The organism is Stutzerimonas stutzeri (genome assembly GCF_002890915.1).
In the GTDB taxonomy this organism is placed as follows: domain Bacteria; phylum Pseudomonadota; class Gammaproteobacteria; order Pseudomonadales; family Pseudomonadaceae; genus Stutzerimonas; species Stutzerimonas stutzeri_AF.
On the sequence record NZ_POUT01000002.1, the window covers coordinates 246,092 to 270,570 of the forward strand.

The following is a 24,479-nucleotide window of genomic DNA, read 5'->3' on the forward strand; positions in this document are numbered from 1 at the left end:
CGGACGGTTCGGACGGGGCTCAGTCGCCTGCAATCTGCTGCGCCCGATAGTCCACCTGCGAAAGACGGTACAGGCAGTGTGCGCGAAGTGGATGACCGATGGGTATGCTCGGATGCTCGAAGCGGCTCGCCTCGCGCATGCCGATTCGCTGCATGACCGCACGCGAACGTTGATTGCCGAGTGTGGTGAAAGAGACGATTTCCGCCAAATCCAGCCTGTCGAAACCCACCGCGAGCGCACCGCGCGCGGCCTCCGTTGCCAAACCTTTGTGCCAGTGCTGGACGGCCAGGCGCCAGCCGATCTCCACGCACGGCGAAAAGGGCAGCTCGGCGATTGGTACATGCAGGCCGAGGAAGCCGATGAACTCGGCGGATGCCTTCAGCTCCACGGCCCAGAAGCCCCATCCTCGCTGCTCGATCAGCGCCTGGCAGCGATCGGCCAGCGCATCGCTCTCGTCGCGCTCGAGCGGGGCAGGGAAATACTCCATGACCCGCGGGTCTGCGTTCAGTTCGGCAAAGGGCGCCCGGTCGCTCGGGCGCCATTGCCGCATGAACAGGCGTTCGGTTTCGAATTCGATCGGGTTCGGCATTGCAGTGTTCTCTGATCAAAGGAGGAGGCTGTTGCTCGCAGCTCCGTTTGCAGCAAGGGCGGCGACTTGGCCGCGGCTAACCGGAATCACCTGAATAGCTGAGCGTGAGGCGCAGCATGTCCATGTGGCGGATCCCGTCCTCGATGATCGGCTCGGGGTAGTGCTCGACGAAGAAGTCTCGTTCTATCCGCGTTACGCGAAAGCCCTGGCGTTGATAGAACGTCAGTTGATAGCCGAACGACCCCGTGCCCACTTCGAGCCGGCCGGCGCCCAGCCTGCGGTAGTGCTCGATGATCCATTCCAGCAGTGCGGTGCCGTGGCCCGCTTTCTGCCGGGTGGGTCGTACCGCGATATTCATCAGCTCATGCGCGCCTTCGCCGATCGGCCGCACGACACCGATGCCGACGACCGTTCCGTCGAGCGATGCGGCGAAGCACGTCGAGTCCGCCAGATACGAGCGCACCTTGCTCGGCGAAGGATCGGCGAGCAGCAACAGCTCCATTGGCGCCAGCGAGGCAGGAATTTCTCCGAAGCGTAGGGACATGTGTCGGTAACCACCTTGAGAGGCGGCGTGACCAGGCAGATCGATCGCCGCTGTCCATGGATTCGAGAACGTACTCCAAGCGCTGTGCGGGGTCCATTGCATCGCTTGGAGGCTTGGCGGCAACGTCCGGCAAACGTTGCTGCCAAGCCGCGCGGTTGCATTCGTCCAGTAGCTGTTCTTATAGTTCCGCCGGCATTTTTGCAGGGCCTGGCTCGGGTCGCGCGGCGGCGCGCCAGGCCTCTGAGCGTACTGGTGAGTGAATGATCGAATTAAAAAGTCTGACCAAGCGATTCGCCCAGCACACGGCAGTGGATGCGCTGTCATTCAGCGTCCGGCCGGGTGAGGTGCTGGGTTTTCTCGGCCCGAACGGCGCGGGCAAGTCCACCACCATGAAGATGCTGACCGGTTTTCTCGCGCCGAGCTCCGGCACCGCCAGCATCCTCGGCCATGACATCCAGAGCCAGACCCTGCAGGCCCAGCGGCAGATCGGCTACCTGCCCGAAGGTGCGCCCTGCTATGGCGACATGACGGTGCGCGGCTTCCTCGAGTTCATCGCCGAGGTGCGCGGTTTTCGCGGTGCGGACAAGCGTCAGCGGGTCGAGGCCGCCGTGGCGCAGGTGGAACTGGAGAAGGTGCTCGGGCAGTCCATCGAGACGCTGTCCAAGGGCTTCAAGCGCCGCGTTGGTCTGGCCCAGGCGATCCTGCACGATCCCAAGGTGCTGATCCTCGACGAGCCCACCGATGGCCTTGACCCTAACCAGAAGCATCAGGTGCGCCAGCTGATCCAGGGCCTGGCCCACGACAAGATCGTGATCATCTCCACCCATATCCTCGAGGAAGTCACCGCCGTGTGTACCCGCGCGGTGGTGATCGCCGGCGGCAAGCTGGTCGCCGACGGCACGCCGCTGGAGCTGGAGAGCCGTTCGAAGTACCACCAGGCGGTCACCCTGGTCAGCGACAACCCGCTGGACGACATCGCCCTGGCCGCATTGCCGGGCGTGGCCGGGGTCGAGCTCAACGAGCGCGAGAACAGCCTGACCGTGCTGGCGCAGCCGGGGCAGGTGATCTTCCCGCAGATCAACGCATTGATCAGCCAGCGCGGCTGGGTGGTGACGGAGCTGGACGTGGAGCGCGGCCGGCTGGACGAGGTGTTCCGAACCCTGACCCGCGGGGAGGCGCTATGAGCCAGTTGCCGGTGATCTTCAAGCGCGAACTGGCCAGCTATTTCGCCACGCCGCTCGCCTATGTCTTCATCGTGATCTTCCTGGTGCTGTCCGGGGTGTTCACCTTCTACCTGGGGGGCTTCTACGAGCGCGGCCAGGCCGACCTGACGCCGTTCTTCAGCTTCCACACCTGGCTCTACCTGTTCCTGGTGCCGGCGATCGCCATGCGCCTGTGGGCCGAGGAGCGCAAGTCCGGCTCCATCGAGCTGCTGATGACGCTGCCGATCACCCGCTTCGAGGCGGTCACCGGCAAGTTCCTCGCCGCCTGGGTGTTCGCCGGCATCGCGCTGCTGCTGACCTTCCCGATGGTCGTCACCGTCAACTACCTGGGCGAGCCGGACAACGGTGTGATCGTCGCCGGCTATCTCGGCAGCTGGCTGCTGGCCGGCGCCTTCCTGGCGATCGGTTCGTGCATGTCGGCGCTGGCGAAGAACCAGGTGATCGCCTTCATCCTCTCGGTGGCGGTGTGCTTCCTGTTCATCGTCAGCGGCCTGCCGATGGTGCTGGACGCCTTCGCCTGGGCGCCGCAGTGGCTGATCGATGCGGTGGCTTCGCTGAGCTTCCTGATCCGTTTCGATTCCATCAGCAAGGGCGTGATCGACCTGCGTGACCTGCTGTATTTCGTCACGCTGATCGTCGCCTGGCTGGCGGCCACCGCCGTGGTCGTCGACCTGAAGAAAGTCGCCTGAGGGAACGGACATGAAACGAGTCATCTATTCCGGGGCCGGGCTGCTGCTGATCGCGCTGGGGTTCCTGGCCTTCAACATGGCCTCCAGCCTGCTGTTCACCAATGCCCGGCTGGACCTCACCGAGCAGAAGCTCTACACGGTTTCGGCAGGCACCGAGCGCATCCTCGCCGGCCTGCAGGAGCCGCTGGAGCTGCATTTCTTCTATTCCGACGGGGCGGCCAAGGAGCTGGTGGCGCTGCGCAACTACGCGCGCCGCGTCGAGGAGATGCTCAAGGCCTACCAGCGCGCCTCCGGCGGCAAGCTCAAACTGCACATCATCGACCCGCAGCCGTTCTCCGAGGAGGAGGACCGTGCCGCCGAGTTCGGCCTGCAGGCGGTGCCGTTGAACCAGAGCGGCGACAAGGTCTACTTCGGCCTGGCCGGCACCAATGCCGAGGGCGCGACGCAGATCATCCCGTTCTTCCCGCTGGATCAGGAGGAATTCCTCGAATACGAGATCAGCCGCCTGGTGCAGAGCCTGGCGACGGCCGAGCTGCCGGTGGTCGGCGTGCTCTCCGGGCTGCAGCTGACGGGCGGCTTCGACATGCGCACGCAGCAGGCGACGCCACCGTGGATGGTGCTGGAGGAGGTCCGCCAGCTGTTCCACATCGAGAGCCTCAAGCGCGACGTCGACATGATCCCGACCAACGTCTCGGTGCTGCTGCTGATCCATCCCAAGGAGCTGTCCGAGCAGACGCTGTACGCCATCGACCAGTTCGTCCTGCGCGGCGGCAAGCTGCTGGTGTTCCTCGATCCGTTCAGCGAAGCCGATCCGGGCATGGGCTTCGGCCCGGGCGAGTTCGATGAGCAGCGCGCGTCGGATCTCGAACCGCTGTTCAAGGCCTGGGGCGTGCGCATGGTGCCCGAGAAGGTGATCGCCGATGCGTCCTATGCGATGTCCGTGGGTATGGGCGCCGAGCGCCGCCCGGTGCGGCATGCCGGCTGGCTGAGCCTGCCGCAGGCGGCCATGGACCGGGACGACGTCACCACCGCGGCGCTGGAGAATCTCACCATCGCCAGCGGCGGCATCCTCGAACCGCTGGAGAACGCCACGACGCGCTTCACGCCGCTGCTGCGCAGCTCCGCCTACGCGATGCCGGTCGACGCCCAGCGCTTCGCCACATTGGACGATCCGCAGGCGTTGCTACGTGGCCTGGAGCCCACCGGCGAGCGCTACGTGCTGGCGGCGCGCATCCAGGGGCCGGCGCAGACGGCCTTCCCGGACGGCATCGAAGGCCGCGAGGAGGGCATCAAGGAAAGCGAGCACATCAATGTGATCGCCGTGGCCGATAGCGACCTGCTCAGCGACCGCATGTGGGTGCAGGTGCAGGACTTCTTCGGCCAGCGCGTTCCACAGCCGTGGGCGGACAATGGTGCTTTCGTGATCAACGCGCTGGACAACCTCTCGGGCACCGATGCGCTGATCAGCGTGCGCTCCCGTGGCCGTTTCACCCGCCCGTTCGTGATGGTCGAGGCGCTGCAGCGCCAGGCCGAGAACCGCTTCCGCGAGAAGGAGGAGGTGCTGCAGCAGCGCCTGGCCGATACCGAGCAACAGTTGGCCGAGTTGCAGAGTCCCGATCCCGAGCGATCGCTGGAACTGACTGCCGAGCAGGAGCGGACGCTGCAGCAGTTCCTGCAGGAGAAGGTGCGCATCCGCAAGGAGCTGCGCGAGGTGCGCTACCAGCTCAATGCCGATATCGAGGCGCTGGGGCGGATGCTGAAGTTCGCCAATATCGCCCTGGTGCCGTTGCTGCTGACCGTTGTGGTGCTGGTGTTGTGGCTGTGGCGGCGGCGCAAGTCTGCCTGATGAGCGAGCTCCGTGCCGACGGCGTTCGGCACGGGCGAACCCGTTGGCAAAGCGGTAACGAAAAAGAGGCTGACAGCGATTTTCGTTGTTTTATACTCCGGCGACGGTCGGTTCCAAGCGCAACGTCCCGCCGCCAGGCAGCGGATGGCGTGAGGGCCTAGCCGTCGAGCTCCTCTTTCCGAGGAATAACAAAAAGCGAGTTGGAGAAGTGGTAATGGCTGAACGCGAGACCGGAACCGTCAAGTGGTTCAACGATGCTAAAGGCTATGGATTCATTCAGCGGGGTAACGGCGCGGACGTCTTCGTGCACTACCGCGCGATTCGCGGCGAAGGGCACCGCTCCCTGGCCGAGGGCCAGCAGGTGGAGTTTTCGGTGATCCAGGGCCAGAAGGGCCTGCAGGCCGAAGACGTCGCGGGGCTCTGACGAGACGACAAAGCCCGTCCTCGAGACGGGCTTTCTTGTGTCGCACCGCTCGGTGATCGCCGGCGCGGTTTCTTGTGGGCTTTTGGCGGGGGTGGCCGGTTCCCGTGCGGCTGCGTCAGGCGAGGTCCGACGGCGCTAAAAGCATCGCCCCGGGGCGGGCCTCCCACGAAAAGCGGCTTGTGCATCCCGGCGCAGCGGGGACACCAAGGCGGTGCCTATCGCCGTCCATACGAATTTTTTGCAGTTTTTAGCCCGTCCGCCAGACGATCTCCTGCTCGCCATCTTCACTGACACGCATCCAGCGGTCGGCTTCTTCCTCGGCCTCTTCTTCCTGCCAACCGCCCGGCGCGCAGCGGATTTCCACGCCCAGCGCCTGGTGGGCGGCGCGGGCGCAGGCGAGGTCGTCTTCCCAGGGCGTGGCATCGCTTTCCAGCAGCAGACAATGCCATTTGCCCACCGCCTTCGGCAGCCAGGTCACCGGTATCCCGGCGGCGCTGCACTTGAAGGTCTGGCCTTTCTGCTGCCAGGGAGAGCAGGGGCCGATGGCCTGTGCCAGCCATTCGCCGACGGCCTGCTGGCTGGCGTCCCTGAGGTAGATCTCGATGTCCGGTTGACGCATGGGGCGGCTGCCTTCTGGTGATGAGTCTGGAGCTGTCATGTGGCGATCAGGCGTCGCGCTGAATCCAGTCGTAGCGTATCGCAACCCGCACGTTGAGGGGCGCATCGATTACCGCCGCGCGGCGTTCGGCGCTGGCGCGCCAGCCGTGCGGGGTCATGGCCAGCAGGTCGGCGCGGGCCTGGGTATCGTTCAGCTGTAGCTCGTAGGTGAGGGTTTCGCTATGGGCCAGATGCATGCCGTCCGGGATCAGCGACAGGTGTTTCCGGTCGTCGTAATCGCGCACTTCGTCGTAGAGTCGGGCACGTAGTTCCCACAGGTGCTCGCGGGTCGGGCCCATGCGCAGCAGGCCGCCGCCGGGGGCAAGCAGGCGCCGGGCTTCCTGCCAGTCCAATGGGCTGAACACGCTGGCCAGCAGGTCGCAGCTGGCGTCGGCCAGCGGCACGCGGGCCATGCTCGCCACCAGCCATTCGAGCTGCGGCGCGCGTTTGCAGGCGCGCTTGACCGCCTCGCGGGAGATGTCCAGCGCGTAGCCCTCGGCATTCGGTAGCGCCTGGGCGAGTTGCGCGGTGTAGTAGCCCTCGCCACAGCCGATATCCAGCCAGCGCTGCGGTGCGCGCTCGGTGGCCAGTTCGGCCAGGCGCTTGGCCAGCGGCGCGTAATGGCCAGCGTCGAGAAAGCGTCGGCGGGCCTCGACCATGGCCTGGTTGTCGCCGGGGTCGCGGCTGTTCTTGTGCTGCACCGGCAGCAGGTTCAGGTAGCCCTGGCGTGCACGGTCGAAGCGGTGATTAGCCGGGCAGGCGACGCCGTTGTCGACGGCGCTCAGCGGCGCCTGGCAGATCGGGCAGATCAACATGCGAGCAGGTTCACCAGGGTCTGGTAGTAGATCTCGGTCAGCAGGTCGAGGTCGCTGGCGAGGATATGTTCGTCGACCTGGTGGATGGTGGCGTTGACCGGGCCGAGTTCGACCACCTGGGTACCAAGGGTGGCGATGAAGCGTCCGTCCGAGGTGCCGCCGCTGGTGGATGGCGTGGTTTCGCGGCCGGTGACGCTGCGGATCGCCCTGGCCACGCCGTCGAGCAGGTCGCCGGGTTCGGTGAGGAAGGGCAGGCCGGACAGCGCCCAGTCGATGCTCCAGTCCAGGCCGTGCCGGTCGAGGATTGCCGCGGTGCGCTGTTGCAATTGCTCGACGGTGGATTCGGTGGAGAAGCGGAAGTTGAACACCGCCTCCAGCGTGCCGGGAATCACGTTGGTGGCGCCGGTGCCGGCATTCAGGTTGGAGATCTGGAAGCTGGTCGGCGGGAAGAAGGCGTTGCCGTCGTCCCAGTGCTCGGCGGCGAGTTCGGCCAGTGCCGGCGCGGCGAGGTGGATCGGGTTCCTCGCCAGGTGCGGGTAGGCCACATGGCCCTGCTGGCCGCGCACGCTGAGGGTGCCGCCGAGTGAGCCACGACGGCCGTTCTTCACCACGTCGCCGACCAGGGTGGTGCTCGACGGCTCGCCGACGATGCACCAGTCCAGGCGCTGGCCGCGTTCGCGCAGGCGCTCGACCACCGCCTTGGTGCCGTGCTGCGCCGGGCCTTCCTCGTCGCTGGTGATGAGAAAGGCGATCTGGCCCTTGTGGTCGGGGTAGTCGGCGGTGAAGCGTTCCACCGCGATAATCATGGACGCGAGGCTGCCCTTCATGTCCGCCGCGCCACGCCCGTGGAGCATGCCCTGCTCGTCGATGCGGGCGGCGAACGGCGGGTTCCGCCAGGCCTGCAGCGGACCGGTCGGCACCACGTCGGTATGCCCGGCGAAGCACAGCACTGGGCCTTCGCTGCCGCGGATGGCCCAGAAGTTTTCCACTTCCTCGATATGCATCGGCTCGACGGTGAAACCGCAGGCGGCGAGGCGCTGGCCCATGAGCTGCTGGCAGCCTTCATCCAGCGGTGTGACCGACGGGCGATTGATCAGCTCGCACGCGAGTGCGAGCGTCGGGGAAAGGGCGGGGGCGGTCATCACGGCTCCGGTGCAGCGGGAAAGGGCGCCATATTAAAGCAAAGCGCATGGCTGCGGTGACGGCCGGTTGCAGTGCTCGACAGGCGCCGAGGTCCTATAATCGCCAGGTTTTTTCGGGGAGCAGGCATGTCTATCGATGATCAGCGTTTCGGCGGCATAGCCCGCCTGTATGGCCGGGTTGGTCTCGAGCGGCTCATGGCGGCCCACGTGGCGGTGGTCGGTATCGGTGGGGTGGGCTCGTGGGCGGCCGAGGCCCTGGCGCGCAGCGGGGTCGGCGAGATCAGCCTGTTCGACCTGGACGATGTCTGCATCACCAACACCAACCGGCAGATCCATGCGCTGGAGGGCGCGGTGGGCAAGCCCAAGGTGGACGAGATGGCCGCGCGCATCCGCACCATCAATCCGGCCTGCCGGGTTCATGCGGTACCCGATTTCGTCACCCGCGACACCATGGCCGACTACATCACCCAAGACATGGATTGCGTCATCGATTGCATCGACAGCGTGCTGGCCAAGGCTGCGCTGATCGCCTGGTGCAAGCGTCGCAAGATCCAGATCATCGCCACCGGCGGTGCCGGCGGGCAGATCGACCCGACGCAGATCCAGGTCGCGGACCTCAACAAGACCTACAACGACCCGCTGGCGGCCAAGGTGCGCTCGACGCTGCGCCGCGACTACGGTTTCTCCCGCACGCCGGGGCGCAGCTACAGCGTGCCCTGTGTGTTCTCCACGGAGCAGTTGCGCTACCCGAAGCCGGACGGCGGCGTGTGCCAGAGCAAGAGCTTCGTTGGCGAGGGGGTCAAGCTCGACTGCGCCGGAGGCTTCGGCGCGGTGACCATGGTGACCGCCAGTTTCGGCATGGTTGCAGCCGCCAGGGCCGTCGACAAGCTGGTCGCCGGAGCCCGACGCCCCAGCGAGCGCAACGTTCGCAGCTGACGAAAAAGTGCCGCAGCCGCTCTGTGATGCGGCTCCACGGAAAGTTCCGCTGTCACAAAAGCTTTACATATCAGCCATTTGGCTGACATACGCCGCCGCCAAGATTCCCCCCAACACAAAGAGCCCATCTCGTGTGTTTCCGACGCTAAACATAAAGGGGAATTTTGGATGATCCGTAAGCACTTCGCCGGTTTCGCCGCCAGCGCCCTCGCTCTGGCCGTTTCCGCCCAGGCTTTCGCCGGTACCGTCACCACCGATGGCGCCGATCTCGTTATCAAGACCAAGGGCGGCCTGGAGGTCGGAACCACCGACAAGGAGTTCTCGTTCAAGATCAATGGCCGTCTGCAGGCTGATGCCGACAGCTTCGATGGTTTCTACACCCAGAACGGCGAGCGCGCAGATGAGACCTACTTCCGTCGTGCGCGTCTGGAGATTTCCGGTGTTGCCTTCACCGATTGGGGCTACACCTTCCACCGCAACTTTGGCAACGATTCCAGCGATTGGCACGAGCTGGCCATCCACTACAACGGCTGGAAGCCGGTCCAGGTTTCGGTTGGTCGTATCAACCCGACGTTCGGCCTGGAAGAAGCCGTCAGCTCCAAGTGGATCACCGCCATCGAGCGCTCGGCGATCTATGACCTGGCGCCCTGGCTGAACGACCACGAAGACGGCGAAGGCATCCGCGTGCGTACCACTGTCGGCATGTTCCACGGCGAGGCCGGTGCCTATCGTCAGGATGGTGGCGACGGCGTCGACATGCTCGAGGACGAAGATGGCGCCAACAACACCAGCTTCGTGCTGCGTGGCGTGATCGCCCCGATCGTCGAGAAGGACCAGGTGCTGCACTTGGGCGCGAGCTTCGGTCAGCGTGACGTGGAAGAAGGTTACCTGGAACGCATCCGTCCGCGCCTGTCCGTGCGTGGCACCACCGAAGACAGTGCCAACGGCAACCGCGCCACCTTCGGCGGCACTCGCACCGACGGCACCGATCAGGCCTGGGGCCTGGAGGCGGCCTACATGATCGGCCCGTTCTCGGTGCAGGGCGAATACCTGACCCGTACCGTCGACGCCATGGAAGGTTTCGAAGACCTCGAAGCCACCGGCTACAACGTCCAGCTGGCGTACACCCTCACCGGTGAGTCGCGCTCCTACAAGCTCGATGGCGGCAAGTTCGACAAGATCAAGCCGGAGAACAAGCAGATCGGTGCCTGGGAAGTTTTCTACCGCTTCGACGACATCACCGTCGATGAAACCGGTGTTGCACCGAGCGGTTATGTCGGTGCCCTGGATAGCGCAGAAGCTGGTGCGAAGACCCACACCATCGGTGTCAACTGGTACGCCAACGAGTCGGTCAAGCTCTCGGCCAACTACCTGAAGACCAGCGTGGACGACGTGGTCAGCGCCAATGGCGACGACGATGGCGACGCCATCAGCCTGCGCGCCCAGTACGTGTTCTAAAACATCACCTCATCCGTGATGCTCCATTGAGCCCCGCCCTGGCGGGGCTTTTTTTCGCCTGCGGGACAGGCCAGACTGCGCGCATGCCTATCCAGACCCTGTACCGCCTCGCCGAACTGCCCCCCGCCGAATGGGACGCGCTGCTGAGCGATGATCAGCCCTTCCTTCGTCACGCCTTCCTCTACGCGCTGGAAGACAGCGGCAGCGTGGGTGGGCGTAGCGGCTGGCAACCTGCCCATCTCCTGCTGCGCGACCCGCAGGGCGCGTTGCAGGCAGCCTTGCCGCTGTATCGCAAGTTTCATTCGTACGGTGAGTACGTGTTCGACTGGGCGTGGGCGGATGCCTGCCAGCGGGCCGGCATCGCCTACTACCCCAAGCTGCTTTGCGCGGTGCCTTTCACCCCGGTCACCGGCAGTCGCCTGCTGGGCGACGTACAGGCTGCCGGTGAGCTGCTCGATGTACTCACCGCTGGGCTTGAAAGGCAGGAACTGTCGGGGCTACACGTGAATTTCAGCGAGCCGCGGGCCGATCAGCTGCTGGCGGGGCGGGATGGCTGGCTGGAGCGCATCGGCTGCCAGTTTCATTGGCACAACCGTGGTTACCGGGATTTTCAGGACTTTCTCGATGCACTGACCTCGCGCAAGCGCAAACAGTTGCGCAAGGAACGCGAACAGGTGGCGGGGCAGGGCATCAGCTTCGAGTGGCGCGATGGGCACGAACTCAGCGAGGCGGAATGGGATTTCGTCTATGCCTGCTACGCCAACACCTATCAGGTCCGCGGTCAGACGCCCTATCTGACTCGGCAATTCTTCAGCCTGTTGGCCGAGCGCATGCCGCAGGCGATTCGCGTGGTGCTGGCATTACAGGGTTCGAGGCCGGTGGCGATGGCCTTCAGCCTGCGCAGTGCGTCTGGCCTGTACGGTCGTTACTGGGGCTGTCTGGCGGAGTTTGACCGGCTGCACTTCGAGACGTGCTTCTACCAGGGTATCGATCAGGCCATCGCGGGCGGCCTGGAGCGGTTCGATGCCGGGGCGCAGGGTGAGCACAAGCTCATTCGTGGCTTCGAGCCGGTGATCACGCGCTCCTGGCACTATCTGCAGCACCCCGGTTTGCGCGCCGCGGTAGCGGATTTCCTCCAGCAGGAACGTGCGGGGGTGCTGGCGTACGCCGAGGCGGCGCGCCAGGCGCTGCCGTACCGGCAGGCCGGCAGCTAGTCGTTTGTCTCAGGCGTGGGAGGCGGCGCTGTTCTCCTCGTGGATCAGCAGCATGCGTTGCAGTTCGCTACGCAGCAGCGGGTCTTGGCATCCCGGCAGGTACTCGCGCAGTTTGCGGATCACCCACTGCTGACCCCTGTCGATGAAGGGCAGACGCTCGTCCAGCGATTCGATAGCCATCGCCTTGCCGTAGAAGGCGCCGGTGTCCTTGTTGGGTTCCAGCCCCAGATGCTGCAGGCAGTTGAGCAGCAACTTGCAGCTTTCGATTTCGCCCTGGCGGACCTGCTCGAGCAGTTGCCGTTGCTCCGGTGTGCAGGGTTGTTGCAACGAGTCGCCGGCCACCTTGGCTCCGGCGCGCTCCGCGCTGAGCAGGTCCTGCAGCAGCTGGGCTTCGCCTTCCGGGGCGTTCAGTGGGCTTTGTGGTTCGGTCATGTCGCGATCTCCTATCGGTCGAGGGTTTCGCACGCTGGCGGCAGCTGGGTACGTGCCGCCATAAATGAAAAGGGCCGGTGAACCGGCCCCTCGGGGATCAGAGCTTCTTCGCGGTGATGATCTTCACCGGGGTCAGCGGCACGTTCTGCATCATGGCGCGGTTGCCGGTGGGCACTTGGGCGATCTGGTCGACCACCTCCATGCCGCGTACTACCTTGCCGAACACCGCGTAGCCGAAGTCGCGGGCGCCGTGGTCGAGGAAGTCGTTGTCGCGATGGTTGATGAAGAACTGGCTGGTCGCCGAGTTGACGTTCTGAGTGCGGGCCATGGCCAGGGTGCCGCGCACGTTGTGCAGGCCGTTGTCGGCCTCGTTCTTGATCGGCGCCTTGGTGGGCTTCTGGTTCAGTCCTTCGCCGAAGCCACCGCCCTGGATCATGAAGCCCGGGATCACGCGATGGAACACGGTATCGTCGTAGAAGCCGCTGTCCACGTAGCCGAGGAAGTTCTCGACGCTGATCGGGGCTTTCTCGGCCTCCAGTTCGATCTCGATCTCACCCAGGCTGGTCGTCAGCAGCACGTGGGGGTTTTCCGCTGCCAGCAGGTTGCCGGCCAGTAGTAGCGAGCAGGCGGCGAGGGCGATGCGTTTCAACATGGTGTCTTTCCTGGTGTTGAGGGAATCTGGTCAGTACGGCCGGGCGGCGGTGCGCGGGTATCGGCTGGCTAGCCGGGCAGACCGCCATTGGCCTGCCCTGCATCGTACGTCTTGATCAGCTCGATGAGAATCCGGGTCGCCGGGCCGAGCGGTTTATCGTGGTTAGTGTAGAGATAGAACAACGGCCGGCGGATGCTGCCCTGGACCAGTGGCAGCGGCTTCAGGATGCCCTCGGCCAGTTCGCGCCCGATCATGTGCCGCGGCAGCCAGGCGAAGCCCAGGCCGCTGCTGACGAAGGCCACGGAGGTGGCCAGGCTGCCGACCGTCCAGCGCTGTTCCGCGCCCAGCCAACCGGCATCGCGTGGCTGGCGCAGGCCGGTATCGCGCACCACGATCTGCATCTGGCTCTGCAGGTCCTGGACGCTCAGCTTGCGGCCGAGCTGATGCAGCGAGTGCTGCGCCTGCGCCACGGCGACGAATTCCACGGTGCCGAGCTCGCTGCCCAGGTAGCCGGTGATATCCAGCCCGCTGATGGCCAGATCCGCAGTGCCGTCCTTGAGCACTTCCTCGACGCCGGAGAGCACTTCCTCGCGCAGGCGGACCCTGCAACCGCGGCTCTGGGGCATGAATTCGGTGAGGGCCCGGATCAGCTTGGCGCTGGGATAGGCGGCATCCACCACCAGCCTGACCTCGGCTTCCCAGCCTTGCTCCATGTGGTGCGCCAGCTCCTCCAGTTGGCTGGCCTGGCTGACCAGCTGCCGCGAGCGGCGTAGCAGTACCTCCCCGGCCTCGGTGAGCACGGCCTTGCGGCCGTCGATGCGCAGCAGGGGAACGCCGAGCTGCTCCTGCATGCGCGCGACGGTATAGCTGACCGAAGACTGCGAGCGATGCAGGGCCTCGGCGGCCTGGGCGAAGCCCCCATGATCGATAACGGCCTGCAGGGTGCGCCATTGATCGAGGGTCACACGGGGCACTTTCATCTTCGATTCCTCCAGGGGCTGGTACGCTCAGGGTCTGTTACGCTGGCCGTTCTCTCGAGGAGACCGCCGCAGATGAGAAGACTCAGTTACATGCTTTTTGCCTTGTTGCCGCTCGCCGCGGTTGCCGCCACCTATCCGGTGGAACTCGAGCAGCAGCTCAACGGCGCGGAGATCAATGCCACCCCGGAGGCCATCGATCGCGATCTCGCCGGCCTGCTGCTGCTCAATTACGGCCAGACGCCGGCGGTGTGCACGGCGGTGTTTCGCAACGGCCCGGAGGCCCCGCGCACGCGTCGCGTGGAGTTGCAGGCGGGTGAGCGCAAGGCGCTGACTTCCAAGTTCAAGCGGGATGTGATCCGCCTGCGCATCACGCTGACCTGCGAGCCGAAGTAGGCCGTTCGGCCCTTGGCAAGAGGCGTACGCACACCGCCGCGCCTCAATCCAGGACGTTCTCCAGGATCTCGTAGACGATGCCGGTGGCGATGGCGACCAGGATCACATCGCGGCCCAGCTGCTTCCACTCATAACCGTCGTAATGCGGCAGGTGGGCCAGCAGGCGGCTGTCCATGTTCTTGGCGATGCCCGGCGGCAGCGGCTTGCCGCGCGCCACGTTCTTGCGGATACCCGGTGGCAGGGAGGTGGCCGGGGCCAGCAGGTCGCGATGACTGCGCAGCGTGATGCGGACCTGGCCGATATCCACCGAGGGAGCATGCAGGCGGAGGTTCTGTTGTTGCGCAGGCTGATGGCCCGCCGCCGACTTGCCCTGGTGACCGGGGCGGTCGTTGTTCGGTTGGGCGGCGCCGGCCGAGGCACACAGGGCCAGCGACAGGGCGCCGGCCAAAGGGATCATTCGTTTCGTTGAGGTCATGCACGTTTCCTCGGGCATTAAGCCGCTTCGTTTCCATCAGCTTAGCGTGTGTTCGGCAGGGAAAACACGCAGGCGGTTACAGAACGCGCCTTTGCCTCGCAGACGGGGTAACCTATGCCACTGTTTTTCGACTCCGAGGTAGCTCCCTTGTTTGACCAATTCGCCCTGCACGAACGCCTGCTCAAGGCCGTCGCCGAACTGAAATTCGTCGAGCCGACCCCGGTGCAGGTGGCGGCGATCCCGCCTGCGCTGGAGGGGCGCGACCTGCGCGTGACGGCGCAGACCGGCAGCGGCAAGACCGCCGCGTTCGTGCTGCCGATGCTCAATCGGCTGATCGGCGATGCCCAGCCACGCGTCGACGTACGTGCATTGATCCTGTTGCCGACCCGCGAGCTGGCCCAGCAGACGCTCAAGGAAGTCGAGCGCTTCTCGCAGTTCACCTTCATCAAGTCCGGGCTGATCACCGGCGGCGAGGACTTCAAGGTCCAGGCGGCCATGCTGCGCAAGGTGCCGGATGTGCTGATCGGCACGCCGGGGCGGCTGATCGAGCACCTCAACGCCGGCAACCTGATCCTCGGGGATGTCGAGATCGTGGTGCTCGACGAGGCCGATCGCATGCTCGACATGGGCTTCGCCGAGGACGTGCAGCGGCTGGTCGGCGAGTGCGCCAAGCGCCAGCAGGCCCTGCTGTTCTCCGCCACCAGCGGCGGCGCCGGCCTGCGTGAGATGGTCGGCAAGGTCCTGCGTGATCCGCTGCACCTGCAGCTCAACCGTGTCAGCGAGCTGAACGAGGCCACCCGCCAGCAGATCATCACCGCCGACGATCCGGCGCACAAGGAACGCCTGGTGCAGTGGTTGCTGGCCAACGAGACCTACCAGAAGGCGGTGGTCTTCACCAATACCCGTGCCCAGGCCGATCGCCTGTACGGCCACTTGGTGGCTGGCGACATGAAGGTCTTCGTGTTGCACGGCGAGAAGGACCAGAAGGAGCGCAAACTGGCGATCGAGCGCCTCAAGCAGGGCGGCGTCAAGGTGCTGGTGGCCACCGACGTGGCGGCGCGCGGGCTGGACATCGAAGGCATGGACCTGGTGATCAACTTCGACATGCCGCGCTCCGGCGACGAGTACGTGCACCGCGTCGGTCGCACCGGGCGCGCCGGGGGCGAAGGCCTGGCCATTTCACTGATCTGCCATAACGACTGGAACCTGATGTCGAGCATCGAGCGCTACCTCAAGCAGCGCTTCGAGCGTCGCGTCATCAAGGGGCTGAAGGGTAGCTATCAGGGGCCGAAGAACCTGAAGGCCTCCGGCAAGGCCGCCGGGACCAAGAAGAAAAAGATCGAGAAGAAGAAGGCGGCCGAGAAAAAGGCCAAGCCGGTCGCCAAGCGGCCGAAGGCTGCCCGGCACGAGCCGTCGCCGGTGGTCAGCCAGGATGGCATGGCGCCGCTCAAGCGCAGGAAGCCGGCCGCGGATTGACGCGTCCGGCTTGTATCCAGGCCGCTAGCCACCGACCTGTTTTTCCGCCTCCTTGATCTGTTTCAGGCGTTTGTCGTAGGCCTCGCATTCGTCGCCGAGCTGATCGGCGCTGCGCTTGAGTTCCATCTGGCGGATTTGCTCGTTGATCTCCTCGGCACGCTGCGGGTCGCGCTCGGTCAGCTGGCTGATGCGCTCGGCCAGTTGCTCGGCCTTGGCGGTGACCTCGTCCGGGGTGCACTGCGCATGGGCCGCCGGGCTGGCCAGCAGGGCGGCGGTCAGGGTGATCATCAGCGCTCTCATGGCTCGATCCTCGTTCAGTCGTTCTTAATGGTGGATCGCCTCGCGGCCGCCTTAGTTCAGCGGCGAACCCCAGGGCAGGGGCTACGGTCGGTATGCATAGGCGCCCCGTTCGCGGGGCCATGACCTGACGGGAGAAAACGCCATGAGCTACAAATGGGACCTGATCCAGCGCCTGCTGCATGAAGCCCAGGCCGGCGCCAACGACAGCTTCAAGCCCCGCCGCTATGCCGAGGAATACGCAACCCAGCTGGAAAGCGAAGGCCAGCCGCTGCCGAACCTGGACAGCCTGCGTGCAGAAGCCGCGGACTACGAGAGCCTGCTGTTCGAGGGCGGCTTCATCGTTAGCCGGCCGGAAGAGCAGGGTGGCAACGGCGAGAATTTCATCCTCACCGAGCGCGGCGTGCGCCTGCTGGACATACTCGACGGCCCCCGGGACGACGGTGGTCGGCGCCAGCGGCTGGTGGACAAGGGCGAGGCGGCGCTGGTGCCTGAGATTTTCGACGAACTGGCGGCGGGCCGCGGCTGAGGTCTACAGGCGGAAGCCGTCGACGATGTAGTCGGCGAGGGTTTCGCTGATCGGCGATCGCTGCTGCGGATTGCGCAGTAGCACGATGCTGCTCTGCGGCAGCCCGGGCAGGCCGTCCGCCTCGCCGAGGATCTGCAGCTCCGGGGTGATCAGGCTCTGCAACTGGGCGGTCATCGCCAGGCCGGCGCCGACCACGGCCATGATCGCCGAGAGGCTGGGGCTGGTATAGGCGATCCGGTAGTCGATCTCCACGGCGTCCAGCGCGTTGCACACCCAGGCACGACAGAAGCAGTCGGTATTGAAGGTCGCCAGCGGCAGCGGCCGTTGTTCGTGCAGGCTGAAGCCCGGCGCCGCGGCCCAGACGACGTGCTCCTGGCGCAGCAACTGACCGATCTCGGTCCCCGGCTCGCGGGTGACGATGCTGAGATCCAGATCGTGGCGCTGCAGCAACTGGCTGGATGGCTCGCAGTGCACCTCGACCTGCACCAACGGGTAGGCCTGGGCGAAGCGCGCCAGGATGCCGGGCAGAAAGCGCATGACATAGTCATCCGGCGTACCGATGCGCACGACACCGACCATGTGCGGTTGGCGCAGGGTGGTCATCACCTCGCCGTGCAGCTTGAGAATGCGTCGGGCGTAACCCAGCAGGATCTGGCCCTCCGCGGTGAGCCTCACCTGGCGGCCGCTGCGTTCGAACAGCGGGCGCTGCAGCACATCCTCCTCCAGACGCTTCATCTGCATGCTCACCGCCGATTGCGTGCGGTTCACCACGTCGGCCGCGCGGGTGAAGCCGCCATGGTCGGCGATGGCGACGAAGCTGCGCAGCAGTTCGGTATCGATACTCGGATAGTTGGCCATTCATCAATCTCCGAGATGGCAGGCATCAGGAACATTCGTTGGATTGATCTTAAGCCCGGCGCAAGACTGGCGCCAATCCCATTCGGAGGAAACGAGATGAACGCGCAGAAAAGTGCCATGCACGGGTTGATCCACCTGCCGCGGATGACGCAAGCGCCGGCGCCGGGGCTGTTGGCGCGGGCCTGGTCCAGGGTGCGCCGCTGGAACGAGCTGTCGCGTCAGCGCCGCCAGCTCGCCGGGCTCAGCGACGCGATGCTCAAGGACATCGGCCGCAGCCGTGCCGATGTCGAGTTCGAAGCCGGCAGGCCGTTCTGGGACGACCCCGAGCCGCATTGAGGCCTAGTGGCCTGTGCGGTTAGTTGGTTGATTCAAGTTACTGTCCCAGTATCAGCTTCTGGATGCCCAGGGACAGGCTGACGATCACCAGCATCAGCGCGAACAGCCGTTGCAGCAGGCTGCTGTTGAGGTACTGTGCCAGGCGGTTGCCGGCGAGTACGCCGAAGGCGCCGCCGGCTGCCAGGCCGCCGAGCAACGGCAGCGGTGGTTCGGCGTCGGTGAGGTAGAGCAGGAAGCCGCCGCCGCTGACCAGGGCGATCACCGCCATCGAGGTGGCCATGGCGCTGAGCAGCGACAGCGAAGTGAACCAGAGCAGCGCCGGCACGATGAGAAAGCCGCCGCCGACCCCCATCAACCCGGACAGCAGCCCCACGCCCACGCCGATACCGAGCAGCGCCAGGTGACGATCCTCGATGCTCTCCTTGGCCGGCAAGCCGGCACCGCGCCACATGCGCCAGGCCGACCAGAGCACCAGCAGGCAAAAGGCGACAATCAGCCCGCGCTCGGGGATGAACTGCCCCAGCCATTGCCCCGCGGCATTGCCCGGCAGGCCGAAGATGACCAGCAACAGCAGCGGGCGCCAGGCCACCTGGCCCATGCGCGCGCGCGGAATCGCCCCGATCAGCGCCGACATGGCGACCGCGCCGAGGCTCACGCCGATGGCGTCGCGCAAGGGCAAATGCAGGCTGAGCAGCAGCGGCAGGGCGACCAACGAGCCGCCGGCGCCGGTGAGTCCGAGCAACAGGCCAAGGACCAGGCCGATGCCCAGTGCTTCGAGCAACAGGACGTCCATCAGCGCCTGCCTGGCGATCCGTAGTCGCTGCCGGCGGGGAGGCTCAGAGAAGAGGCGAGGCGCATGCTGTACTCCGTCGAGGGCTGGATCGTCCTCCCAGGCGGGTTAGACCCGGATCACGGAGGCGGCCCGTGATGGCGAACGATTGGCGGGCAGGGCCCGCCGCACGGAGTGTAAACGCGATCAGGGCGCCAGGGTACGGCTGAGGGTGAATGCACCGCGCAGCTCGCCTTCGCGGAAACCGCGGGCCTGGTCCTGCGGATAATGCTGGTCGAGCAAGCCGAGCAGCTCGGGCTTGATGTTTTCGCCATGGCAGCCCAGGCAGGCCTCGGCGGTGCCGATCGCCTTCATGTAGCGGTATTCGCCGCCGACGATTTCGCCGTGGGCGAGTGTTTCGAGCGGCTCGCCGGCGGCAGCGCGCCTGGCGAACTGCTCGAGGACCTGGCGCTCCCAGGCGTCGGGGGCGTTGTCCGGATTACGGATCTTGAGTGCGGTGCGGCCGACCTGCCACGGCGCCTTGCTGTGCTGCTCGGCGATGCCCGGTGCCAGCAACTGGCAGGCTTCCACGGCCTTGCTCGGACCGCCGTCGGCCATCGCTTGCTTGACCGTGCCCAGCAACTGCTGCTGGAAGGCGGGAATCAGGCTGGCGGCTTCGCTGCGCAGTTGTTCGGTGTCGGGCATCGGTGCGGCGTGCACGCCGCATGCGAGCGTGGCTAAGGCGATCAGGGACAGGGCTTTCATGGGGTCTCCGCAGGCTGGAAATATAGTGGGGGGAGTATATCGCTTCTGGCGGAGCCCGATGCAAGCCGCTGGCCTCGTGGCGTGGCGCGGGCGGGGCGTTCGCTCAGCTACCGCGGATCAGTTTGCGCAGCAGGAAACGGTTGGGGTGGCACGCTTCGGCGACGTCGCGCGGCAGTGGCAAGGGTTCGCCATCCATCCAGCCGGCCAGCAATTCGCCGGACAGCGGTGCGCTGATCATGCCCCGCGAGCCGTGCGCGGTATTGACGTAGAGCCCGTCCAGCCAGGGACAGGCGGCCTGTGGCGTCTGTCGGGCATTCTTGCCCAGCGCCGCATAGGTTTCGGCGAAGCGCTGCGGGTCGGCCAGCGGGCCGATCAGCGGCAGGTAGTCCGGGCTGGTGCAGCGGAACGCCACGCGCCCCTGCAGGGCCTCGGTATGTTGCGGGTCGGCCTGCAGGCGTCGATAGAGATCGCTGGAGATGTCTTCGAGCATGTCCAGGTTGGCCTGGTGCTCGGCCACGCTGGGGGCGCTGTCGGTCTGCTGGAAGTTGAAGCTGGCGCCGAGGGTATGGCTGCCATCGCGCGGCGGGGCGACGTAGCCCTTGGCGCAGAGCACGGTGCGCAGCGCGGCGCTGGCCGGGGTCGCCGGCAGGCAGGAGATCTGCCCGCGGATGCGCTTGAGCGGCAGCCAGGCGCTGTGCTCGAAGCGGGCCGCATCGGCGGCGCCCGCCAGGACCACCACTGGCGCCTGGGCCAGCAGCCGCTCGCCGGCCATGGCCTGCCAGTGGTCGCCGTCGCGGCGCAGTTCGAGGGCTTCATGGTGCTGCAGCAGTTCGATGCCCGGCCGTTGCAGCAGCCAGCGACAGAGCGCCGGCGGATGTGCCCAGCCGGCTTCGGGATAGAACAGGCCGCCCTCGGGCAGGGCGACGCCCGCCAGGGCTTCGGCCTGCTCCCGCGCCAGTGGATGCACCAGGGCGGCCGGGAAGGCATCGGCCAGTTCGGCCTGGCGTTGCCGCTCCTTGTCGTCGTAGGCGATCTGCAGCACGCCGCAGGCCTGCCAGTCGCGGCCCTGCTGCAGATGCTGGAGCAGGCGCCGGGTATGGCCGAAACCGCTGACGACCAGCCGCGACAGCGCCGTGCCGTGGGCCGAGAGCTTGAGATAGAGCACGCCCTGCGGGTTGCCCGAACCCTCCTGGGCCGCTTCGGCCTGGCGTTCGAGCAGGGTGACCTGCCAGCCCCGTGCGGCCAGGGAGGCCGCCGTGGCACAGCCGGCGAGGCCGGCGCCGATCACCAGCGCGCGGCGTGCCGGGGCCACGAAGGTCGGGCGGGCGTACCAGGGCTTGACCTCGCTGCGGGGCTCGCCAACGAAGCGGCCGCGGAGGATTTCCCGCTTGTGGCCGAAGCCCGCTACCCGCTGCATGTCGAAGCCGGCCTCGGCCAGCCCGCGGCGCACGAAGCCGGCGCTGGTGAAGGTGCCCAGGGTTGCGCCCGGCGCCGAGAGCCGCGCCAGTTCGGCGAACAGCGCCGGCTGCCACATGTCCGGGTTCTTCGCCGGAGCGAAGCCGTCGAGGAACCAGGCATCGATGGTCGCATCGAGGCTCGGCAGGGAGTCCAGCACGTCGCCGACCAGCAGCGTCAGCACCACCCGGCCGTCGGCGAAAAGCAGGCGCTGAAAGCCCGGGTGCAGCGCGACGTACTGCTCCAGCAACTGTTCGGCCAGGGGTTGCAGTTCCGGCCAGAGCGCCAGTGCCCGCGCGAGATCCTCGCGGGTCAGGGGGTGCTTCTCGACGCTGACGAAATGCAGTTGCGCCCGCGCATCGGCAACGCGCTCGAACAGCTGCCAGGCGCAGAGGAAGTTCAGGCCGGTGCCGAAGCCGGTTTCGCCGATCACCAGCCGTTGCCCCGGCTGCAGCGCGGCGAAGCGCTGCGCCAGCGCGTTCTGGGCGAGGAACACGTGCTCGGTTTCCGCCAGGCCCGAGGCGCGGGAGAAGTACACGTCGCCGTAGCGGCGCGATTGCGGTAGGCCGTTTTCGTCCCAGTCGAGTTCGGCGTGCTGGAAGGGAGGGCGGTCATGCATGGGCGAATCCTGAATAGAACGGGCGGCTCGGTTGGCAACCTGCGGGCCGGGCGTGCGGCTCGCAGGTTCTGTCGTCAGCTGTCGACCCGGGCTTGTTGCTCCAGTCGACCGATGGCCGCGTCCAGCTCGTCGAGCGCGGCTTCGCTGTCGGGGTGGTTCTGCTTGAGCAGGGTTTCGCTCTGCTGGCAGGCGCTGCGCAGTTGCGGCACGCCGCAGTAGCGGGTGGCGCCGTGCAGGCGGTGGACGCGTTCGATCAGCGCCTGGCGATCGCCGGCCTGGCGCGCCTCGCGGATCGTCTGGCGGTCAGCGGCCAACGAATGCAGCAGCATGCTGAGCATGTCGGCGGCGAGATCGGCCTTGCCGGCGGCCAGGCGCAGGCCTTCTTCCGCGTCGAGCACGGCGAGGGCCTGCTCCGGCGGCGGCAGCAGTTCCACGGTGCGTTGTGGCTGGCTGCGCAGGGCCAGGCCGGTCCACTTGAGCACCACCTGGGCCAGCTGGCGTTCGCTGATCGGCTTGGTCAGATAGTCGTCGAGACCGCTCTGCAGCAGCGAGCGCTTTTCGTTGGCCAGGGCATGGGCGGTGAGCGCGATGATCGGCAACGGCGCCGCGCCGCTGGTGCTCTCCCACTGGCGAATGGCTTCGGTGGTCTGCCGTCCGTCCATGCCTGGCATCTGTACGTCCATCAGCACCAGGTCGAACGGGTGCTGCTTGACCGCTTCCAGCGCCGCGGGGCCGTTGTCCACCGCGATGACGTCGGCGCCCATGTCGTCGAGCAGGGTCTTGACCAGCAGCAGGTTGGCCGGGTTGTCGTCCACGCAGAGCACCCGCGCGGCGCGGCTGGGCGCGGGCTGCTCGGGTTCGTTATAGGTCAGCTGCGGGCGCACCAGTTCGAGCAGCACGCGCTGCAGCTTGCGGGTGCAGGCCGGCTTGCCCTGCAGCTGGGTGTGCGTATGCCCTCCGGGCAGGGCGTCGTGATAGTGGGCCTGCTCGGTCGTCGGGCAGAGCACCACGCATTGGCAGCCGAGGGCCTCGATCTCCGCCAGGTAGCGGCTGAGCTGCTCGGGTTCGATTTCACGACGGGTGACACCCAGCACCGCCAGGTCGATCAGTTGGCTGCCCTGGCGCTCGGCGCCGATCACCTGTTGCATCTGTTCGAGGCTGTCGAAGGCCTGCACCTGCAGGCCGCAGCTCTCCAGCTGGTGCTGCAGGGCCTGGCGCGCCAGCGGGTGCTGCTCCAGCAGGCCGACGCGACGGCCGAGCAGGGCCGGGTGAGGGTGGTCTTCGATGTCGTCGCGGGCCTTGGGCAGGTTCAGGCTGATCCAGAACTCCGAGCCTTCGTCGGGGATGCTGTCGACGCCGATCTCGCCGCCCATCTGTTCGATCAGGCGCTTGGAGATGACCAGCCCCAGGCCGGTGCCGCCGGGCTGGCGCGACAACGAGTTGTCGGCCTGGCTGAAGGCCTGGAACAGCGCGCGCAGGTCCTGGTCGGTCAGGCCGATGCCGGTGTCCTGCACGCTGATGCGCAGTTGCGCACGCTCGGCGCTGTCGTCCTCGACCATGGCGCGCACCGCGATGGTGCCCTCGTTGGTGAACTTGATGGCGTTGCTGATCAGGTTGGTCAGCACCTGCTTGAGCCGCAGCGGGTCGCCCACCAGCGACAGCGGCGTGTCGCGATAGACCAGGCTGACCAGTTCCAGCTGCTTGGTGTGCGCCGCCGGGGCGAGGATGGTCAGGGTGTCCTCGATCAGGTCGCGCAGGTTGAAGGGAATGCTGTCGAGCACCAGCTTGCCGGCCTCGATCTTGGAGAAGTCGAGGATCTCGTTGATGATCCCGAGCAGGCTGTCGGCGGACTTCTCGATGGTGCCCAGGTAATCCTGCTGGCGCGGGGTGAGGTCGCTCTTCTGCAGCAGCTGGGTGAAGCCGAGGATGCCGTTGAGCGGAGTGCGGATCTCGTGGCTCATGTTGGCGAGGAACTCGGACTTGATCCGGCTGGCCTCCAGGGCCTCCTTGCGCGCCAGGTCCAGCTCGATGTTCTGGATCTCGATGGTCTCCAGGTTCTGTTGCACGTCCTCGGTGGCCTGGTCGATGCTCTGCTGCAACTCCTCGCGGGCGCTGAGCAGTGCTTCGGCCATGCGGTTGATGCCGGAGGCCAGCTCGTCCATCTCGTGGCTGCCCAGCGGCGGCAGGCGGGTCTCGAGGTGGCCGTCCTTGAGCTGGGCGACGGCGCCTTTCACGCGATGCAGCGGCTGGCTGATGGTGCGGCTCATGCGCAGCGCCAGCAGCGCGGTGATGATCAGGCCGGTGCCGATCAGCAGCAGGCTGGTCAGCAGGCTGCGGTAGCCGCGCAGCAGCGTGCCGTGGTGCGAGAGTTCCAGCTCCAGCCAACCGATCAACTGCTCCTCGGCGCCGCGGGTTTCGTCGGCAAGGTTCAGGTGGCGGCTCAGCACTGGCATCAGGATGCGCGTGTAGTCCAGGCTGCTGACGCGGGTGAGGCCTTCCGGGTCGCCGGGCGGCGGCGGCGTGAGCATGCGCGGGCCGGCGTGTACGCGCTCGTTGCGCTCCGGGTCGAGGATCGTCACCGCGCGTACGTCGGCCTGGTCCAGCACCTGCGTCAGGATGCGCTGCAGGCGCTTGTCATAGCCCAGGTTCATGGCGGGGGCGGCGAGGGGCGCCAGCTGTTCGGCGATCAACTGGCCGCGTTCGTCGAGCTGGTGGCGCAGATCGGACAGCTGCATCCAGGTGAAATAGGCACCCAGCACCACTGCCAGCAGGGTGCTGGGCAGCAGCGTCAGCATCAGCACGCGGCCTCGAATTCCTATGTCTTTCAGCACGTTCCATACCCCGAGGGTCTGTTGCCGTTTCGTTGCGCGCCGCGTCGCAGCGGCAATGGCGCCATGGCCGGGCGG

Annotated in this window: 26 protein-coding genes; 11 read left to right on the top strand and 15 right to left on the bottom strand. The window is 66.3% G+C overall.

What is annotated here, in order from left to right; genetic code table 11:
- Positions 1-19 precede the first annotated feature (19 nt).
- Both CXK94_RS04905 and CXK94_RS04910 read right to left on the bottom strand, forming a co-directional pair.
- Positions 20-589 carry a GNAT family N-acetyltransferase gene (locus CXK94_RS04905; RefSeq protein ID WP_037041790.1) on the bottom strand — a complete coding sequence of 190 codons (570 nt, stop codon included), beginning with the start codon at positions 587-589 and terminating at the stop codon, positions 20-22.
- A gap of 76 nt (positions 590-665) precedes the next feature.
- The gene (locus tag CXK94_RS04910) at positions 666-1,091 is read right to left on the bottom strand and encodes a GNAT family N-acetyltransferase (protein ID WP_045632522.1); all 426 of its coding nucleotides are present in this window, start codon (positions 1,089-1,091) and stop codon (positions 666-668) included.
- Positions 1,092-1,393: 302 nt separating this feature from the next.
- Here CXK94_RS04910 and CXK94_RS04915 point away from each other — a divergent pair, with 302 nt between their 5' ends.
- From CXK94_RS04915 to CXK94_RS04930, 4 genes are all read left to right on the top strand, one after another.
- Positions 1,394-2,317, top strand: coding sequence for an ABC transporter ATP-binding protein (locus CXK94_RS04915; protein ID WP_037041792.1), 924 nt, complete (start codon positions 1,394-1,396; stop codon positions 2,315-2,317).
- Entirely contained in the window at positions 2,314-3,045 is a 732-nt protein-coding gene (locus CXK94_RS04920; RefSeq protein ID WP_102893507.1) for an ABC transporter permease subunit, read from the top strand. Before CXK94_RS04915 ends, CXK94_RS04920 begins: the two co-directional genes overlap by 4 nt.
- Positions 3,046-3,055: 10 nt before the next feature.
- Positions 3,056-4,891 carry a GldG family protein gene (locus tag CXK94_RS04925; protein WP_102893508.1) on the top strand — a complete coding sequence of 612 codons (1,836 nt, stop codon included), beginning with the start codon at positions 3,056-3,058 and terminating at the stop codon, positions 4,889-4,891.
- A gap of 214 nt (positions 4,892-5,105) precedes the next feature.
- A complete protein-coding gene (locus CXK94_RS04930) occupies positions 5,106-5,315 on the top strand; it encodes a cold-shock protein (protein WP_003293422.1) in 210 nt (69 codons plus the stop codon).
- A 247-nt stretch (positions 5,316-5,562) separates the two neighbouring features.
- Here the strand turns inward: CXK94_RS04930 and CXK94_RS04935 are convergent, their stop codons facing one another.
- The 3 genes from CXK94_RS04935 to dapE are packed head-to-tail and all read right to left on the bottom strand — an operon-like array spanning position 5,563 to position 7,929.
- Entirely contained in the window at positions 5,563-5,934 is a 372-nt protein-coding gene (locus CXK94_RS04935) for a hypothetical protein (protein WP_037041798.1), read from the bottom strand.
- 46 nt (positions 5,935-5,980) lie between these two features.
- Positions 5,981-6,787, bottom strand: a complete 807-nt coding sequence (locus CXK94_RS04940) for a putative RNA methyltransferase (protein WP_037041800.1) — start codon at positions 6,785-6,787, stop codon at positions 5,981-5,983.
- Positions 6,781-7,929, bottom strand: a complete 1,149-nt coding sequence (dapE, locus tag CXK94_RS04945; protein WP_037041803.1) for a succinyl-diaminopimelate desuccinylase — start codon at positions 7,927-7,929, stop codon at positions 6,781-6,783. The genes CXK94_RS04940 and dapE overlap by 7 nt, the downstream gene beginning before the upstream one ends.
- A 126-nt stretch (positions 7,930-8,055) precedes the next feature.
- On the opposite strand from dapE, the gene tcdA reads away from it, so the two are divergent.
- The 3 genes from tcdA to CXK94_RS04960 all read left to right on the top strand — a co-directional run bounded on the left by tcdA (position 8,056) and on the right by CXK94_RS04960 (position 11,537).
- A complete protein-coding gene (gene tcdA / locus CXK94_RS04950; protein WP_102893509.1) occupies positions 8,056-8,865 on the top strand; it encodes a tRNA cyclic N6-threonylcarbamoyladenosine(37) synthase TcdA in 810 nt (269 codons plus the stop codon).
- A gap of 168 nt (positions 8,866-9,033) precedes the next feature.
- Positions 9,034-10,323, top strand: coding sequence for an OprO/OprP family phosphate-selective porin (locus CXK94_RS04955; RefSeq protein WP_102893510.1), 1,290 nt, complete (start codon positions 9,034-9,036; stop codon positions 10,321-10,323).
- A gap of 83 nt (positions 10,324-10,406) precedes the next feature.
- A complete protein-coding gene (locus CXK94_RS04960; RefSeq protein ID WP_003303956.1) occupies positions 10,407-11,537 on the top strand; it encodes a GNAT family N-acetyltransferase in 1,131 nt (376 codons plus the stop codon).
- A gap of 9 nt (positions 11,538-11,546) precedes the next feature.
- Here the strand turns inward: CXK94_RS04960 and CXK94_RS04965 are convergent, their stop codons facing one another.
- From CXK94_RS04965 to CXK94_RS04975, 3 genes are all read right to left on the bottom strand, one after another.
- Entirely contained in the window at positions 11,547-11,969 is a 423-nt protein-coding gene (locus CXK94_RS04965) for a DUF6306 domain-containing protein (RefSeq protein WP_003303959.1), read from the bottom strand.
- A gap of 97 nt (positions 11,970-12,066) precedes the next feature.
- The gene (locus tag CXK94_RS04970) at positions 12,067-12,621 is read right to left on the bottom strand and encodes a peptidylprolyl isomerase (RefSeq protein WP_102893511.1); all 555 of its coding nucleotides are present in this window, start codon (positions 12,619-12,621) and stop codon (positions 12,067-12,069) included.
- 68 nt (positions 12,622-12,689) lie between these two features.
- Entirely contained in the window at positions 12,690-13,601 is a 912-nt protein-coding gene (locus CXK94_RS04975) for a LysR family transcriptional regulator (protein ID WP_037041819.1), read from the bottom strand.
- Positions 13,602-13,673: 72 nt separating this feature from the next.
- Between CXK94_RS04975 and CXK94_RS04980 the strand changes: the two genes are divergently transcribed.
- Positions 13,674-13,994 carry a hypothetical protein gene (locus tag CXK94_RS04980; RefSeq protein WP_037041820.1) on the top strand — a complete coding sequence of 107 codons (321 nt, stop codon included), beginning with the start codon at positions 13,674-13,676 and terminating at the stop codon, positions 13,992-13,994.
- A 43-nt stretch (positions 13,995-14,037) separates the two neighbouring features.
- Here CXK94_RS04980 and CXK94_RS04985 read toward each other — a convergent pair whose 3' ends face one another.
- The gene (locus tag CXK94_RS04985) at positions 14,038-14,469 is read right to left on the bottom strand and encodes an anti-virulence regulator CigR family protein (protein WP_037041821.1); all 432 of its coding nucleotides are present in this window, start codon (positions 14,467-14,469) and stop codon (positions 14,038-14,040) included.
- Positions 14,470-14,616: 147 nt separating this feature from the next.
- Between CXK94_RS04985 and CXK94_RS04990 the strand changes: the two genes are divergently transcribed.
- Positions 14,617-15,945: a DEAD/DEAH box helicase gene (locus tag CXK94_RS04990; protein WP_102893787.1), complete on the top strand. Its 1,329-nt coding sequence runs from the start codon at positions 14,617-14,619 to the stop codon at positions 15,943-15,945.
- A 24-nt stretch (positions 15,946-15,969) separates the two neighbouring features.
- Here CXK94_RS04990 and CXK94_RS04995 read toward each other — a convergent pair whose 3' ends face one another.
- Positions 15,970-16,245: a hypothetical protein gene (locus CXK94_RS04995; protein ID WP_102893512.1), complete on the bottom strand. Its 276-nt coding sequence runs from the start codon at positions 16,243-16,245 to the stop codon at positions 15,970-15,972.
- A gap of 142 nt (positions 16,246-16,387) precedes the next feature.
- Here CXK94_RS04995 and CXK94_RS05000 point away from each other — a divergent pair, with 142 nt between their 5' ends.
- On the top strand, positions 16,388-16,771 hold the full coding sequence (locus CXK94_RS05000) for a transcriptional regulator (protein ID WP_102893513.1): 384 nt from the start codon (positions 16,388-16,390) through the stop codon (positions 16,769-16,771).
- Between the two features lie 3 nt (positions 16,772-16,774).
- On the opposite strand, the gene CXK94_RS05005 is transcribed toward CXK94_RS05000, so the two are convergent.
- Complete coding sequence (locus CXK94_RS05005) at positions 16,775-17,629, bottom strand: LysR substrate-binding domain-containing protein (protein ID WP_102893514.1); 855 nt, start codon at positions 17,627-17,629, stop codon at positions 16,775-16,777.
- A 96-nt stretch (positions 17,630-17,725) separates the two neighbouring features.
- Here CXK94_RS05005 and CXK94_RS05010 point away from each other — a divergent pair, with 96 nt between their 5' ends.
- Positions 17,726-17,965: a DUF1127 domain-containing protein gene (locus CXK94_RS05010; RefSeq protein WP_102893515.1), complete on the top strand. Its 240-nt coding sequence runs from the start codon at positions 17,726-17,728 to the stop codon at positions 17,963-17,965.
- 37 nt (positions 17,966-18,002) lie between these two features.
- On the opposite strand, the gene CXK94_RS05015 is transcribed toward CXK94_RS05010, so the two are convergent.
- The 4 genes from CXK94_RS05015 to CXK94_RS05030 form a co-directional block, all read right to left on the bottom strand.
- Entirely contained in the window at positions 18,003-18,758 is a 756-nt protein-coding gene (locus tag CXK94_RS05015; RefSeq protein ID WP_037041826.1) for a sulfite exporter TauE/SafE family protein, read from the bottom strand.
- Between the two features lie 183 nt (positions 18,759-18,941).
- A complete protein-coding gene (locus CXK94_RS05020) occupies positions 18,942-19,499 on the bottom strand; it encodes a Tll0287-like domain-containing protein (protein WP_102893516.1) in 558 nt (185 codons plus the stop codon).
- Between the two features lie 103 nt (positions 19,500-19,602).
- Positions 19,603-21,573, bottom strand: a complete 1,971-nt coding sequence (gene mnmC / locus CXK94_RS05025; RefSeq protein ID WP_102893517.1) for a bifunctional tRNA (5-methylaminomethyl-2-thiouridine)(34)-methyltransferase MnmD/FAD-dependent 5-carboxymethylaminomethyl-2-thiouridine(34) oxidoreductase MnmC — start codon at positions 21,571-21,573, stop codon at positions 19,603-19,605.
- A gap of 74 nt (positions 21,574-21,647) precedes the next feature.
- Positions 21,648-24,404, bottom strand: a complete 2,757-nt coding sequence (locus CXK94_RS05030; protein WP_180984383.1) for a response regulator — start codon at positions 24,402-24,404, stop codon at positions 21,648-21,650.
- Positions 24,405-24,479 lie beyond the last annotated feature (75 nt).